The sequence below is a fragment of the Streptomyces sp. 6-11-2 genome, from assembly GCF_006540305.1.
GTDB lineage: Bacteria > Actinomycetota > Actinomycetes > Streptomycetales > Streptomycetaceae > Streptomyces.
Genome location: NZ_BJOR01000001.1, coordinates 1,688,131 through 1,703,160, shown reverse-complemented (window position 1 = coordinate 1,703,160; position 15,030 = coordinate 1,688,131). Strand labels below are relative to the sequence as shown.

Genomic DNA, 15,030 nt, shown 5'->3' with positions numbered 1-15,030 from the left:
AATGACCTCCTCTTCTTCCTCTTCCCAGTCGTTTGAGGCGTCCCAGGACAGCAAGCGCCTCGCGCACTCCTACCCCGAAGGTCTCCGGGCCGATGCCCTGATGGAAGAGGACGTCACCTGGAGCCACGAGTTCGACGGAGAGCGGGACGGCGATCAGTTCGACCGCTCCGAGCGGGCGGCGCTGCGCCGTGTCGCGGGTCTGTCCACCGAGCTCGAGGACGTCACCGAGGTCGAGTACCGCCAGCTCCGCCTGGAGCAAGTCGTGCTCGTCGGCGTATGGACCTCGGGGACCGCGCGGGACGCGGAGAACTCCCTGGCCGAGCTGGCCGCCCTCGCGGAGACCGCGGGCGCGGTCGTGCTCGACGGCGTCATCCAGCGCCGCGACAAGCCCGACGCGGCCACCTACATCGGCTCCGGCAAGGCGAACGAGCTGCGCGACATCGTCCTGGAGACCGGCGCGGACACCGTCATCTGCGACGGTGAGCTCAGCCCGGGCCAGCTGATCCACCTCGAGGACGTCGTCAAGGTCAAGGTCATCGACCGTACGGCCCTGATCCTGGACATCTTCGCCCAGCACGCCAAGTCCCGAGAGGGCAAGGCGCAGGTCGCGCTCGCCCAGATGCAGTACATGCTGCCGAGGCTGCGCGGCTGGGGTCAGTCGCTGTCCCGGCAGATGGGCGGCGGCAGCGGCGGCGGCCTCGCCACACGCGGTCCCGGTGAGACCAAGATCGAGACGGACCGTCGCCGGATCCGCGAGAAGATGGCGAAGATGCGCCGGGAGATCGCGGAGATGAAGACCGGCCGCGAGATCAAGCGCCAGGAGCGGCGCCGCAACAAGGTGCCCTCCGTCGCCATCGCCGGCTACACCAACGCCGGCAAGTCCTCCCTGCTCAACCGGCTCACCGGCGCGGGTGTCCTGGTCGAGAACGCGCTGTTCGCGACCCTGGACCCGACCGTGCGCCGGGCCGAGACCCCGAGCGGGCGGCTCTACACCCTGGCGGACACCGTCGGCTTCGTCCGGCACCTGCCGCACCACCTGGTCGAGGCCTTCCGCTCCACCATGGAGGAGGTCGGCGACTCCGACCTGATCCTGCACGTGGTGGACGGCTCCCATCCCGACCCGGAGGAGCAGCTGGCCGCGGTGCGCGAGGTGATCAGGGACGTCGGCGCCACCGACGTACCCGAGATCGTCGTGGTCAACAAGGCGGACGCGGCGGACCCGCTGGTGCTCCAGCGGCTGCTGCGGATCGAGAAGCGCTCGATCGTCGTCTCGGCCCGCTCCGGGCAGGGCATCACCGAGCTGCTCGCGCTGATCGACAGCGAGCTGCCCCGGCCGTCCGTCGAGATCGAGGCGCTGGTGCCGTACACCCACGGCAAGCTGATCGCCCGTGCCCACACCGAGGGCGAGGTGATCTCCGAGGAGCACACCGCGGAGGGCACCCTGCTCAAGGCCCGGGTGCACGAGGAGCTCGCGGCGGAACTGGCGCCGTACGTGCCCGCCCCCGCACTCTGACCCACAGCAGCACGGCCCGAGGGCCCGCCCCCTGTCGAAGGGGGCGGGCCCTCGGCGTCGTCACCGGCTCACCGGCCGCCGTAGGTCCTGCTCATGTTCTGGTACAGCGCCTCCGCGCCCCGCCCCAGCTGCGGACCCGCCAGCCAGGTGTGGTCCGCCGGGCCGATCGAGGTGTTGGACACCAGCTTCGTCCTGCCGTCCACCACGCGGAACCAGCCGCCGCCGGAGGAGCCGCCGGTCATGGTGCAGCCGATGCGGTACATCGTCGGGAGCGACGGGCTGAGCGACAGCCGGCCCGGCCGGTCGACGCAGCGGAACATGTTCAGACCGCTGTACGGAGGCGCGGCCGGGTAGCCCCAGGCGCCCATCGTGGCGACCCGCGTCGTCGGCGGCGCGGAGAAGTCCACGTCCAGCGCCGCCCCGACGGTCTCCTCCAGCGACCGGGAACCGGACTCCGGCTTCACGTGCAGCACGGCGTAGTCGTACGTCGCGCCCGCGCCGCCCGTCTCCGCACCGCCCTGGATCCACTGGTGGGAGGTGGACGCCCAGTCCGCCCACCAGGCGCCGTACGGGGCGACCTCGGAGGCCTTCGCGTTGCTCAGCTGCGCCGCGGACTTGCCGAGGTCGTTGTAGGCCGGCACGAACGCGATGTTGCGGTACCAGCCGCCCTTCTTGCCTGCGTGTACGCAGTGGCCGGCGGTCCACACCAGGTTGGACTTGCCCGGGTGGTTGACGTCCTTGACGACCGTGCCCGAGCAGACCATCGAGCCCTGGGGCGAGTCGAAGAAGACCTTGCCGACCGGAGCGGCGTTCTCGTGGTACGGCGTCTTCTCCGCCCGCGCCCGGACCGGCTGCGGCGCCGGGTCGCTGACGCCCTGGTCTGCGACGGCGTCCTGGGTGGAGACCGTCTTGTTCGCCTCCTGGGCGGACTTCATCCGCTCGGGCTGCCACAGGCCCTTGATCACCGGGTTGACGAAGTCCTTGGCCTGACTGAGCCACTTGTCCTTGTCCCAGTCCTTCCAGGCGCCGCGCTGCCACTTGTCGACATCGATCCCGTGCTCCTTGAGCTTGTCCGCGATGTCGGCCGGAATCCTGACCTTGCCGTCGCCGCTGCCGCCGTCCGCGGACTGCGAGGCGGCGGTGTCCGGTGTGCCGGCGGCGTCGGCCTTGCCCGATCCGTCGCAGGCGGTGGCGGTGAGCGCCAGGGCCGCGACGAGCCCGGTGGTGGCCAGGACGGTGCGCCGGCGCGCGCGCCGGGGCGTGGCGGAACCAGGTATGAACTGCATGGTGCGATGAACCCCCGTCGGTTGGTGTGAGATGCCGTGGGCCCGGACCGAGCGCCGTGCGCCCTTGGTGTCATGCGCTTGTCATCCGGGCGCTTCCCTGTGGAGCCGTCCGGAGCGGCACCCCACTATGCCCGGGGAGTCGAGTGCGAACGGCGGCGGGATGGTGAAGGTTCCCGTGAGACACCCCGCCGCCTTCGGCCTGCCTACTGTGCTGCGAACTTCCCGCTGACCGAGTCGTACACGCTCTTGGCGGCCGGGCCCAGCCGCGGACCCGCCAGCCAGCCGGCCGTCACCGGACCGATCGAGGTGTTGGAGACGAGAGCGGGCTTGCCGTCCGAGCCGGTCGCGACCCAGCCGCCGCCGGAGGAGCCGCCGGTCATGGTGCAGCCGATGCGGTACATCGTCGGGTCCGAGGCGTTCAGCGACAGCCGGCCCGGCTTGTCCTGGCACTGGTACAGCCGCTGTCCGTCGTACGGCGGCGCGGCCGGATAACCGGTCGCGGTCAGGCTCCGCACCTGCGGTACGGCCGGGGCGGCGAAGTCCACGGGCAGCGCCGCGCCGACGGTCTCCTCCAGCGACTTGCCGGCGCCGCCCTGCTCGGGCGTCACATGGATGACGGCGAAGTCGTGGGCGGCACCCTGCCCGCCGGTCGGACCGCCCTGCTCGATCCACTGCTCCGAGGTCTGCGCCCAGTCCCCCCACCACACGCCGTACGGCGCGACCTCGTCCTTGGCGGCGTTCTCCAGCTCCGCGGTGCTGCGGCCCGCGTCGTTGTACGACGGCACGAAGGCGATGTTGCGGTACCAGCCGCCCTTCTTGCCTGCGTGCACGCAGTGGCCGGCCGTCCACACGAGGTTGGACTTGCCCGGGTGGGCCGGGTCCTGAACGACCGTCGCCGAACAGACCATCGTGCCCTCGGGGGAGTCGAAGAACACCTTCCCCGCCGTCGCCGCGTTCGCGTGGTACGTCGGCTGGACCGCAGCCGCCTTCACCGGGGCCGGGGTCGGGTCGGTGACACCCTGGTCGCCGGCGAGGTCGTTGTCGTCCACGCCCTTGTCCGGGTCCTTGGCGCGGCGCATCCGGTCGGGATCCCACAGGTCCTTGATGATCGGGTTGACGAAGTCCTTCGCCTCACGGAGCCAGTCGTCCTCGTTCCAGTCCTTCCAGGCGCCGTTCTTCCACTTGTCGATGTCGATCCCGTGTTCCTTGAGCTTCTTCCTGAGGTCGTCCGGGATCTTGATCTTTCCGTCGCCGGTTGCGCCCGTGTCGTCGGCGGTCGCGACGGCGGTGGGCCGGTTGTCGGCCTCGCTGTCGCCCGAGTCGCAGCCGGTGGCGAAGAGGGCGAGCACCGAGGCCAGGGCCACGGAGGTCAGCACGGGTGAGGTTGTGCGGCGGGCGCCCCCTCCTCGACGAGCGTTGAAGAACGGGCGTATGGGTCGCATGCTCTGACTCCCCCTGCTGTGAACGGACTTGCTCCTTGCCGTCGCGTTCTCACCGTGAAATCAGGCCCAGTTCACCCTGGTCTCACGGTGGGCGCGAACGGCACCAAACACTATGCGCTCGGCGTGGGGGACCGCCGACGGATCGGCAACGGTTTCGCTACGGGCAGCGGTTTCGTCACAGGCTGTCTGGTCTGGCAGTTCGTCCGGGTCCTGCCCCTCAGCGCGCCCGTGGGGCGTGCGCCACGGCACCGTCGTCACCGCAGAGGCGGCTCAGCGTCTCGACCGCGTCCCGTAGGCCGACGCAGCGCGGGAAGCCCCCGCAGGTCCGCCGCTCCCAGCCCGGACCGGCGGGCAGGACGGCAGGCCGCCTGCGCGCACCCGGCGCCCCCCATTCCAGGGCCGCGACGTGCCGCGCCAGCGGCACCGACGCGGTGGAGCGGGCCTGCGACCACAGGACCACGGCGGTCGGACCGGTGCGCCGCACGCAGGCGGTCAGTGCGTCCACCGGCACGGCGGCGCCCAGCATCCGGGTCGGCACCCCGCGCTCGCCCAGCGCCGCGTTCAGCGCCTCCAGGGGGAGGGAGTGCTGCTCACCGGGCGCGCAGGCCAGGACCACCGGCGGAATGTCCACCCGCACCGCTGCGCGCGGCAGCAGCAGCGGCGAGCTGCGCAGTGTGCTCGACACCTGCCAGGACAGCAGGTGCTCCACCTCCACGTACCGGTCGCCGGACGACTCCCACTTGCGGCCCACCGCGCGCAGGGTCGGCACCATCACCTCCTCCCACGTCACCGTCAGCCCGTACCGCCCGACCGCCTCCAGCAGCCGGCTCTCCAGCTCCGGCGAGTCCAGGCGCACCGCGGCGCGGGCCAGGCCCCGGCACTCCTGCCGCACGTCGCCCAGCGGCAGCCCGCCGCCGGCGCCCCCGCGGCGGGGCGGCTCCCCCGCTCCGGACGACGGCGCGGGCCGGTCGGAGGGCACGGCGGCGGCCGGTTCGGCACGCCCGGCCGGGTCGCGCCCGAGGCGGGTCACCCGGGCGGCCTCGGCGGGTGGCGCGCCCGCCGCCGTCAGCCGGCACATCCCCTCCATCATCGCGACGTCCTCGGGACTCCAGCGGCGGTGTCGTCCCCGCGCCCGCACGGCGGGCCCCAGACCGTACCGGCGGTCCCAGGAGCGCAGGGTGGTCGGGGAGACGCCCAGGCGGCGGGCCAGAGCGCCCGTGGTCAGCCCCGCCACGGGCAGTGTTTCGTCGCTCATGTCCCCGCACCTCGCTCGGCCGGCTTCCCCTGCGATCCCCATTGTCCGATGCGAGACCGATGCGAGTTGTCTCCCGCCGCATGGTGATGTACCTGCCGCCTCACGGTGCGGTGCCTCCCGCGGCATGGTGATGTACCTGCCGCCTCACGGTGCCTCCCGGCGTCTGTTGTTTGGCCTTCCGCCCTCTGCCGTCGCACGTCGGCCTTGTGCGGCCGCGGGCCGTGAGTGGTCCCGTGGTCTCGCCGGGTCCGGTCGAGGACGCCGGTGAGCAACGCTCCACGAGCGCAAGGATCTTGAGAGCACCCGTAACCGTGCGGACCGTCCGGGGTTGTAGCGGTGAGGGTCCTGATGTCTGCGTCCGGGACCCCCTGCCGCGGGCGGCCACTCGCCCCGGCGGCGTGAGGCCGGCGCCTTGCACCAGTGGCAGGCCGACGCTCTGGGACAGCGGGAGGACAAGGACCGTGACCGTGACGGAGTCTGCGCCCGGAGGCTGTGCGTCGGCGGGGGCGCTCGCCTCGTTCGAGGGGATCCTGCGGCGGCAGTCGGCGCGTGAGTCGGCGGCGCGCACCTATGCGCGCGCCCTGCCGATCGTGCCCGTCCGGGCCCGCGGGCTCACCATCGAGGGCGCGGACGGCCGCCGCTACCTGGACTGCCTCTCGGGCGCGGGCACCCTCGCCCTCGGCCACAACCACCCCGTCGTCCTGGAGGCCATCCGCGACGTACTCGACTCGGGCGCGCCCCTGCACGCCCTGGATCTCGCCACACCCGTCAAGGACGCCTTCGTCACCGAGCTGTTCCACACTCTGCCGCCCGGACTCGCCGACCGGGCGCGCGTGCAGTTCTGCGGCCCGGCCGGCACGGACGCGGTGGAGGCCGCCTTCAAACTCGTCCGGGCCGCCACCGGCCGCACCGGACTCCTGGCCTTCTCCGGTGCCTACCACGGGATGACCGAGGGAGCGCTCGCCGCCTCGGGCCACGCCACCGACGTACGGGTCGCGCGCCTGCCCTACCCGCAGGACTACCGCTGCCCCTTCGGCATCGGCGGCGCACGCGGGGCCGAACTCTCCGCCCGCTGGACCGAGTCGGTCCTGGACGACCCGAAGTCGGGCGTACCGCTGCCCGCCGGGATGATCCTCGAACCCGTCCAGGGCGAGGGCGGGGTGATTCCCGCCCCGGACGACTGGATGCGGCGCATGCGCCGCATCACCGAGGACCGGTCCGTCCCGCTGATCGCCGACGAGATCCAGACGGGGGTGGGCCGCACGGGCACCTTCTGGGCGGTGGAGCACAGCGGTGTGACACCGGACGTGATGGTGCTGTCCAAGGCCATCGGCGGCAGCCTTCCGCTGGCCGTCGTGGTCTACCGCGACGACCTCGACGTCTGGCAACCCGGCGCCCACGCGGGAACGTTCCGCGGCAACCAGCTCGCCATGGCCGCGGGCACTGCCACCCTGGCCCACGTCCGGGAGAACCGCCTCGCCGAACGCGCGGCATCCCTCGGCCTCCACATGCTGACCCAACTCCGCGACCTGGCCGGCCACTTCCCCTGCGTCGGCGAGGTACGGGGACGGGGGCTGATGATCGGCCTCGAAGTGGTGAACCCAGATGGGGAACCCGAGGGCGACAGCGGAGCCGGCGCCGGCTCGGACCTGATCTGCCCCAGGAGCGGCGGGGGTGGCGCCGGGGGCGTCGACGGGGATGGCGGCGGGAGTGGCGGTGTCGCGAACAGCCCGGGTGCCGGGCCGACGTTGCCCCGCGTCCGGGACCCCCTTCCCGCCGCACCCGAACTCGCCGCCGCCGTCCAACGGGAATGCCTGCGGCGGGGCCTGATCGTCGAACTCGGCGGCCGCCACGCAAGCGTCGTACGGCTCCTTCCCCCGCTGACGATCAGCGACGAGCAGGCCGCCGCGGTACTCGGTCGCCTGGCCGACGCGGTCGAGGCGGCGGCCCGGAGCCACACCGGCCGAGACGGTCAGGAGCGCGGGGCCCCACGGAGACGGCCGCAACCCACCGGCCACTCGGCAGGCGCGGGGTAGCGCCCCGCGGCCGCGGTTGTCGGCGGGCGCCCCGGGGCGAGCAGGTCCGAGCCGACGCCGGCCCGGCTCGGCCGACCTGGACCGTGCCACCGGGGCGGACTCGGACGGCTGAGCTGATCGCCTCGTCCGGCCCCGCCGCCCCCACCCCGCCAGACCCTGAACTCTGAACTCTGAACCCTGGAGCCCGGAGCCCGGAGCCCGGAGCCCGGAGCCCGGAGTCTGGAGACGGACGGACCACCGAAGGCGACCGCCCCGCACCCCGGCCGCCCCACCGGCACCCTTCGAAACACCCAGATCCTCACCCCTTCCGAGCCCTCACCGCTTGGTCCGCCCCGCCCCACCGTCGCCCGGCCGACCCGCCATCTGCCCGGACGCATCGCCCCGAACGTCACCTGAGGAGCCGTCTTGAACCTCACCTCCGCCCCCCACGGCCGCTCCCACACCCACGATCCGGCCGAGAAAGTCCCCCGTCAGCCGAGAAGGACATCGGCCGCCCTGCGGCCCGACGGCACGGCCACCGACCTCCTCGAACACCCCGACCCGCACACCGCCGCCCAGGCCGCGGCCGTGGAGAACCTCCTGCGCTGCTGGGTACGCGAGACCGGCACGGCGGCTCCCTGCTACGGCACCCTCCGCATCCCCCTCCGGGCCAGCGGGACGGCCCTGCTCGTCCCCGTTCACCACTGGTCCCCAACCGGCTGGCACCGCTTCGGCCTTCCGTATCTGGCCGACGCTCCGGAAGACGCCCCGCCGGCCGACGCCGTCACGGTCGCCACCCTGCTGGCCCGGGAAGCACGTACCAGGAACCGCGCTCCGAGGGCCCCGCAGATGCCCACAGCCGCCGCTCCGTCACCGAACCGGGCCGTGACCGAGCCCACCGGCACCACCGCCCTCGACCTCGTCACCCGTGTCGCCGACTCCGTTCGTGGCACCACCCTCTTCCTTCGCGACCGCCGGCACCGTCCCACCGACGGAACCGACCGCTTCCTCTCCGCCGAGCAGGCCCTCCTGCTCGGACACCCGCTGCACCCGACCCCCAAGAGCCGCGAGGGCCTGTCGGAGGCCGAAGTCCGCCACTACTCGCCCGAATTGCGAGGCTCCTTCCCGTTGCACTGGATGGCGGTCGCCCGCTCCGTCCTGGCCACCGACTCGGCCTGGACCGAATGCGGCCGGACCGTACCCGCCGACCTGCTCACCGCCCGGCTCGCGGGAGCGGGGCTGCCCCTGCCCGACGGATACGCCGCCCTGCCGCTGCATCCATGGCAGTTGCGCGAGGTGCGCCACCGCGCGGGTACGGCGGCCCTGCTCGACGCGGGACTGCTGCGCGATCTGGGTCCCTACGGACCGCCCTGGCACCCCACCTCCTCCGTACGCACCGTCCACCGCACCGGCGCGGCCGCCATGCTCAAGCTGTCACTGGGCCTGTACATCACCAACTCCCGTCGTGAGAACCTCCGCAAGGAACTGCACCGGGGTGTAGAGGTCCACCGGCTGCTGCGCAGCGGGCTCTCCCAGCAGTGGCGTGCGGCGCACCCCGGCTTCGACATCGTCCGGGACCCGGCCTGGCTTGCCGTGGACGACCAGGACGGGACACCCGTGCCGGGCCTGGACGTGATGATCCGGCACAACCCGTTCAACCCGTCGGACGACGTCTCCTGCGTCGCCGGACTCGTGGCACCCCGGCCCTACCCCCGGGCCGGCGCCCCCCTCACCCTGCGGTCCCGCCTGGCTGAAGTCGTCACCAGCCTCGCCGTCCGCACCGGCCGCCCGTCGAGAGCCGTCGCCACCGAGTGGTTCCTGCGCTACCTCGAGCAGGTGGTCCGCCCCGTGCTGTGGCTGGACGGCGAGGCCGGAGTCGCCCTGGAGGCCCACCAGCAGAACACGCTGCTCCTGCTGGACGACGAAGGCTGGCCCGCGGGCGGTCGCTACCGCGACAACCAGGGCTATTACTTCCGCGTCTCCCGGCACGCGGAACTCGACGCCCGGCTGCCCGGCATCGGCGAGCACAGTGACACCTTCGTCTCCGACGACGTCACCGACGAACGCTTCGCCTACTACCTCGCCATCAACAACGTGTTCGGTCTCATCGGCGCCTTCGGCTCCCAACGGCTCGCCGACGAGCGGCTGTTGCTGGCCGCCTTCCGTCGCTTCCTCGCCGACGCGGCCTCCGGCCCCGCCCGTACGCGCTCCACCCTGCCCTTCCGCCTGCTCGACTCCCCGGTCCTGCGCTGCAAGGCCAACCTGCTGACCCGGCTGCACGGCCTCGACGAACTCGTCGGCCCGGTCGACACCCAGTCCGTCTACGTCACCATCGCCAACCCCCTGTACCTCTGATCCGCACCCCTACCTCTGACCCGCACCCCGACTCGCGTCTGCCGTAAACCCTCCGTCCCCCGTAAACCCGTTTTCCGAGAGGAGCGCGCCATGTCTCCCACCGATGCCGGCGCCGACACCGGTCAAGCGCAGGCAACCGCTCCCCCCCGCCGTCCCGCCAAGGCGGGCGCCGACGGCGAGGACACGCTCGACCTGCGTCTGCCGGACGACTTCGTCGCGCTCTTCCGGCAGACGACCGGGACGGACGCCCCGGCCACGGCCGACCTGCTCGACGGCGTGGGCGATTGGGGCTCCGTCCTCACACCCGCCGGCACCTTCCAGCTGGTCCCCGTCCGGCTCGGGCGGGATCTACCGCTGATCAGCCGCTGGATGAACGACCCCGCCGTCGCGGAGTTCTGGCAGCTGGCCGGGCCGCGGGAGGTGACCGAGGCCCATCTGCTCGCGCAACTCGACGGCGACGGTCGCAGCGTCCCCTGTATCGGCCTGCTCGAAGGCACTCCGATGAGCTACTGGGAGATCTACCGGGCCGACCTCGATCCGCTGGCCCGGCACTACCCGGCCCGACCGCACGACACCGGTATCCATCTCCTCATCGGCTGCGTCGCCGACCGTGGGCGGGGGCTCGGCGGCACCCTGCTCAGAGCCGTGGCCGACCTGGTACTCGGCCAACGCGTCACCTGTGCCCGCGTCCTGGCGGAACCCGACCTTCGCAACGCACCCTCCCTGGCCGCTTTTCTGAGCGCCGGTTTCCGGTTCGCCGCCGAGGTCGACCTGCCCGCCAAGCGGGCCGCCCTCATGATCCGCGACCGGTCCCTGCGTGATCTGCTGTGACAGCGCGCCACAGTGTCATCACTTCTGGTACACCCCTCGGGCCGATCCGGTTCCCGCTCCGCCGGATCCGCATGAGAGATACCCAGCCACCGGTCCCCGCCTTGATCGCCCGATTGTCGGTCCCGAGCCGTAGGGTGGTCGCGCTATGACGAAGCCCTCCCTCCCCGAACTCCTGCATGCCGCCGTCACCGCCGTCGGCGGTACGGAGCGCCCCGGCCAGGTGACCATGGCCCAAGCCGTCGCGGACGCGATCGACGACAGCTCGCATCTGCTGGTCCAGGCCGGCACCGGCACCGGTAAGTCCCTCGGCTATCTCGTGCCCGCCCTCGCCCACGGGGAGAGAGTGGTCGTGGCCACCGCCACTCTCGCCCTCCAGCGCCAGCTCGTCGAGCGGGACCTGCCGCGCACCGTCGACGCGCTGCACCCGCTGCTGCGCCGCCGCCCGGAGTTCGCCATGCTCAAGGGCCGGTCGAACTATCTGTGCCTGCACCGCCTGCACGAGGGCATGCCGCAGGACGAGGAGGAGGGACTGTTCGACCAGTTCGAGGCGGCCGCGCCCACCAGCAAGCTGGGCCAGGACCTGCTGCGGCTGCGCGACTGGGCCGACGAGACCGAGTCCGGCGACCGCGACGACCTGGCGCCCGGAGTGTCCGATCGGGCCTGGGCGCAGGTGTCGGTCTCGTCGCGGGAGTGCCTGGGCGCCTCCAAGTGCGCCTACGGCGCGGAATGCTTCGCCGAGATGGCCCGTGAGCACGCCAAGCTCGCCGAGGTCGTCGTCACCAACCACGCGCTGCTCGCGATCGACGCCATCGAGGGCGCGCCGGTCCTCCCGCAGCACGAGGTGCTCATCGTCGACGAGGCACACGAACTCGTCTCCCGGGTCACGGGCGTCGCGACCGGTGAGCTCACTCCCGGTCAGGTCAATCGCGCGGTGCGCCGTGCCGCCAAGCTGGTGAACGAGAAGGCCGCCGATCAGTTGCAGACCGCGGCCGAGGGCTTCGAGCGCCTGATGGAGCTCGCCCTGCCCGGCCGCCTGGAGGAGATCCCCGAGGACCTCGGCTATGTGCTGCTGGCACTGCGGGACGCCTCGCGCAACGTCATCTCCGCACTCGGGGCGACCCGGGACAGGTCGGTCCAGGACGAGGACGCCGTCCGCAAACAGGCGCTGGCCTCGGTGGAGAACGTGCACGACGTGGCGGAGCGCATCACCAACGGTTCCGAGTGGGACGTCGTCTGGTACGAACGCCACGACCGCTTCGGCGCCTCTCTGCGCGTCGCCCCCATGTCCGTCTCGGGCCTGCTGCGGGAGAAGCTCTTCACGGACCGCTCCGTCGTCCTGACCTCAGCGACCCTCAAACTCGGCGGCGACTTCAACGGCGTCGGCGCCTCCCTCGGTCTCGCGCCGGAGGGCACTGAGGGCGACGACGTTCCGCAGTGGAAGGGCGTCGACGTCGGCTCCCCGTTCGACTACCCCAAGCAGGGCATCCTGTACATCGCCAAGCACCTGTCGCGTCCCGCGCGGGACGGTGACCGGGGTGACATGCTCGACGAGCTGACGGAGCTGATCCAGGCGGCGGGCGGACGCACGCTCGGCCTGTTCTCCTCCATGCGGGCCGCCCAGCTGGCCGCGGAGGAGCTGCGCAGCCGTATCCCCGAGTTCCCGATCCTCCTCCAGGGCGAGGAGACGCTGGGCGAACTGATCAAGAACTTCGCGGCGGATCCGAAGTCCTGCCTCTTCGGCACGTTGTCGCTCTGGCAGGGCGTGGACGTCCCCGGGCCCAGCTGCCAGCTGGTTGTCATGGACAAGATCCCGTTCCCGCGCCCCGACGACCCGGTGATGAGCGCCCGCCAGAAGGCCGTGGAGGACGCCGGCGGCAACGGCTTCATGGCGGTGGCCGCCACCCACGCGGCGCTCCTCATGGCCCAGGGCGCCGGACGTCTCGTACGGGCCTCGGGGGACCGGGGTGTGGTCGCCGTACTGGATCCGCGTCTGGCGACGGCCCGGTACGGCAGCTATCTGAAGGCGTCGCTGCCCGACTTCTGGAACACCACGGACCGCAACCAGGTGCGCAAGTCACTGGCGGCCATCAACGCGATGGCCGAGCAGGAGGGGAAGTGATCGCGGGGGTAGCCTGACCGGCGCCGGTCAGGCTACCCCCGCGATCCGAAAGCGCGTTGACCAGGGCCGTTCAGAACGGGGGCGACGCGCAGCACGGAGCCCCGGAACCGGCGCAGGGGTCCCGGGGCCCGATCAGGGGGCAGGTGGGCGAGCCCGCCCGGCGCGGTTCTCACACGCGCCGCAGCACCGCCACCACCTTGCCGAGGATGGTCGCGTCGTCGCCCGGGATCGGCTCGTACGCCGCGTTGTGCGGGAGGAGCCAGACGTGCCCGTCCTCGCGCTTGAAGCGCTTGACGGTGGCCTCGCCGTCGATCATCGCGGCCACGATGTCGCCGTTCTCGGCGACCTGCTGGCGGCGGACGGTGACCCAGTCGCCGTCGCAGATCGCGGCCTCGATCATCGAGTCACCGACGACCTTGAGGACGAACAGCTCTCCGTCACCCACCAGCTGGCGGGGGAGGGGGAAGACGTCCTCGACCGACTCCTCGGCGAGGATGGGACCACCGGCCGCGATCCGGCCGACCAGAGGGACGTAGGAGGCGGCCGGCTTGCCCACCGTGTCCGTCGGCTGCAACGCGGTGGCCTGGTCCGAACCGCGGACCTCGTACGCGCGCGGACGGTGCGGATCACGCCGCAGGAAACCCTTGCGCTCGAGGGCCATCAGCTGGTGTGCGACCGAGGAAGTGCTGGAGAGGCCGACCGCCTGCCCGATCTCTCGCATGGACGGCGGGTAGCCGCGCCGCTGCACGGAGTCCCTGATGACCTCGATCACCCGGCGCTGACGGTCGGTGAGGCCCGAGCTGTCGGCCCGGATGCCCGGAGGTCGGCCCGGCAGGGAGCGCTTGTGCCCCTCGGGATTCGTGGCTTCGTTCATCGCATGCACCGGCTCGAGTCGGCCCTGGGAGCGGTCCTGGGCAGTGATGGTGGCACTGTCTGCGGTGGTGGTCACGTCGGCCCCTCTCGATGGTCTCCCTCCGGCACAACGGTAGTTGCTTTCGAAAGGTTGCGCCAAACACACGTTCGAGTGAAAAAACGCCGTCAGCCGGACTTGATCGCGTTTCTGGGTGTATGGGCAACGCGGTGTCCGGCTGGCAAAAGGGCTCATTGTTGTACTCTTCACCGCCGGGATGGCGACCTCGTGGGTTGCCGCCCCAGTCTGCCATCCGGGGTCCCGCCGGCCGGGCGCCGCCTCCCGTCTGCCCGGGAGTCCCACGCGTCCTCCGTGCGGCGCTCACGGTATCTCCGTAAGCTCCCCGGCGGGCGCGGGCGCCACCGACGTGTTGCCCGCGGCGGCTCCGGCGCACGGCGCGCCGCCGTATCCGTGCGACACGCGCGCCTCGCCTGCCTGTATGGAGTCAATCCCCACATGTAGTGGTTGGATAGCTACAGCGGCCCACAGATTGTGTTCCCCCCGGTCTTCGAGTCGCCGTTCATCGCCTATGCTGGTGGCTGCTTCGCGGGGCCCATGGGTCTGGTGAGGCCATTGAGCCTGCTGTGAGGAGGGTTGGAGTCCATGCACTGCCCCTTCTGCAGGCACCCCGACAGCCGCGTGGTCGACAGTCGTACGACGGACGACGGCACGTCCATCCGCAGGCGCCGCCAGTGCCCTGACTGCTCCCGTCGGTTCACGACAGTGGAGACGTGCTCGCTCATGGTGGTCAAGCGGTCCGGAGTCACCGAGGCCTTCAGCCGGATCAAGGTCATCAACGGTGTGCGCAAGGCATGCCAGGGGCGGCCCGTCACCGAGGACGCGCTCGCCCAGTTGGGCCAGCGGGTCGAGGAGGCGGTGCGCGCCAGTGGGAGCGCCGAGGTGGCCGCTCATGACGTGGGGCTCGCCATACTCGGCCCCCTGAAGGAGCTCGACCTCGTCGCCTACCTGCGGTTCGCGTCGGTCTACCGGGCGTTCGACTCGCTCGAGGACTTCGAGTCCGCCATCGCGGAACTCAGGGAAGGAACGGGACACCCCGCCGCGCAGAACGGCGACGGCGCTTGTGAGGGGTGCCAGGAAGACGGCCGCGGGCGCGGCGGGCCGGCTGAGGTCCCCCTGCCCGCAGGCACCGCCGACTGAGCAGCGGGCCGGTCCGGACGGTGCGTCCTGACCCGGCTCAGCGGCGGTGAGGAAGACCTGTCGCGGGTGGCAGCGAGGGTTGCCCGCGACACCAGACAGAACACCGTGCTCCGGAACACAGGGGCACTTCAGGGCGTTTACGCCCG

General features: G+C 71.9%; 10 protein-coding genes. 6 read left to right on the top strand and 4 right to left on the bottom strand.

Features of this window, described 5'->3' with window-relative positions:
- The first annotated feature begins 1 nt into the window (after position 1).
- Positions 2–1,513, top strand: coding sequence for a GTPase HflX (hflX, locus tag TNCT6_RS06975; protein ID WP_141357669.1), 1,512 nt, complete (start codon positions 2–4; stop codon positions 1,511–1,513).
- Between the two features lie 68 nt (positions 1,514–1,581).
- On the opposite strand, the gene TNCT6_RS06970 is transcribed toward hflX, so the two are convergent.
- The 3 genes from TNCT6_RS06970 to TNCT6_RS06960 all read right to left on the bottom strand — a co-directional run bounded on the left by TNCT6_RS06970 (position 1,582) and on the right by TNCT6_RS06960 (position 5,496).
- Positions 1,582–2,799: a serine protease gene (locus TNCT6_RS06970; protein ID WP_141357667.1), complete on the bottom strand. Its 1,218-nt coding sequence runs from the start codon at positions 2,797–2,799 to the stop codon at positions 1,582–1,584.
- Between the two features lie 203 nt (positions 2,800–3,002).
- Positions 3,003–4,241, bottom strand: coding sequence for a serine protease (locus TNCT6_RS06965; protein WP_141357665.1), 1,239 nt, complete (start codon positions 4,239–4,241; stop codon positions 3,003–3,005).
- Positions 4,242–4,458: 217 nt separating this feature from the next.
- Entirely contained in the window at positions 4,459–5,496 is a 1,038-nt protein-coding gene (locus tag TNCT6_RS06960; RefSeq protein ID WP_141357663.1) for a MerR family transcriptional regulator, read from the bottom strand.
- 461 nt (positions 5,497–5,957) lie between these two features.
- On the opposite strand from TNCT6_RS06960, the gene TNCT6_RS06955 reads away from it, so the two are divergent.
- The 4 genes from TNCT6_RS06955 (at position 5,958) to TNCT6_RS06940 (ending at position 12,816) form a co-directional block, all read left to right on the top strand.
- The gene (locus TNCT6_RS06955) at positions 5,958–7,532 is read left to right on the top strand and encodes a diaminobutyrate--2-oxoglutarate transaminase family protein (protein ID WP_141357661.1); all 1,575 of its coding nucleotides are present in this window, start codon (positions 5,958–5,960) and stop codon (positions 7,530–7,532) included.
- A 405-nt stretch (positions 7,533–7,937) separates the two neighbouring features.
- The gene (locus TNCT6_RS06950; protein WP_141357659.1) at positions 7,938–9,866 is read left to right on the top strand and encodes an IucA/IucC family siderophore biosynthesis protein; all 1,929 of its coding nucleotides are present in this window, start codon (positions 7,938–7,940) and stop codon (positions 9,864–9,866) included.
- Between the two features lie 90 nt (positions 9,867–9,956).
- A complete protein-coding gene (locus TNCT6_RS06945) occupies positions 9,957–10,697 on the top strand; it encodes a GNAT family N-acetyltransferase (protein WP_141357657.1) in 741 nt (246 codons plus the stop codon).
- Positions 10,698–10,842: 145 nt separating this feature from the next.
- Entirely contained in the window at positions 10,843–12,816 is a 1,974-nt protein-coding gene (locus TNCT6_RS06940; RefSeq protein WP_141357655.1) for an ATP-dependent DNA helicase, read from the top strand.
- A gap of 169 nt (positions 12,817–12,985) precedes the next feature.
- Here the strand turns inward: TNCT6_RS06940 and lexA are convergent, their stop codons facing one another.
- Positions 12,986–13,765, bottom strand: coding sequence for a transcriptional repressor LexA (gene lexA / locus TNCT6_RS06935; protein WP_141357653.1), 780 nt, complete (start codon positions 13,763–13,765; stop codon positions 12,986–12,988).
- Between the two features lie 564 nt (positions 13,766–14,329).
- On the opposite strand from lexA, the gene nrdR reads away from it, so the two are divergent.
- Positions 14,330–14,884, top strand: a complete 555-nt coding sequence (gene nrdR, locus TNCT6_RS06930; RefSeq protein WP_141357650.1) for a transcriptional regulator NrdR — start codon at positions 14,330–14,332, stop codon at positions 14,882–14,884.
- Positions 14,885–15,030 lie beyond the last annotated feature (146 nt).

Coding starts and splice junctions, on each gene's coding strand:
- hflX (WP_141357669.1), top strand. CDS start 2: ATGACCTCCTCTTCTTCCTCTTCCCAGTCGTTTGAGGCGTCCCAGGAC.
- TNCT6_RS06970 (WP_141357667.1), bottom strand. CDS start 2,799: ATGCAGTTCATACCTGGTTCCGCCACGCCCCGGCGCGCGCGCCGGCGC.
- TNCT6_RS06965 (WP_141357665.1), bottom strand. CDS start 4,241: ATGCGACCCATACGCCCGTTCTTCAACGCTCGTCGAGGAGGGGGCGCC.
- TNCT6_RS06960 (WP_141357663.1), bottom strand. CDS start 5,496: ATGAGCGACGAAACACTGCCCGTGGCGGGGCTGACCACGGGCGCTCTG.
- TNCT6_RS06945 (WP_141357657.1), top strand. CDS start 9,957: ATGTCTCCCACCGATGCCGGCGCCGACACCGGTCAAGCGCAGGCAACC.
- TNCT6_RS06940 (WP_141357655.1), top strand. CDS start 10,843: ATGACGAAGCCCTCCCTCCCCGAACTCCTGCATGCCGCCGTCACCGCC.
- nrdR (WP_141357650.1), top strand. CDS start 14,330: ATGCACTGCCCCTTCTGCAGGCACCCCGACAGCCGCGTGGTCGACAGT.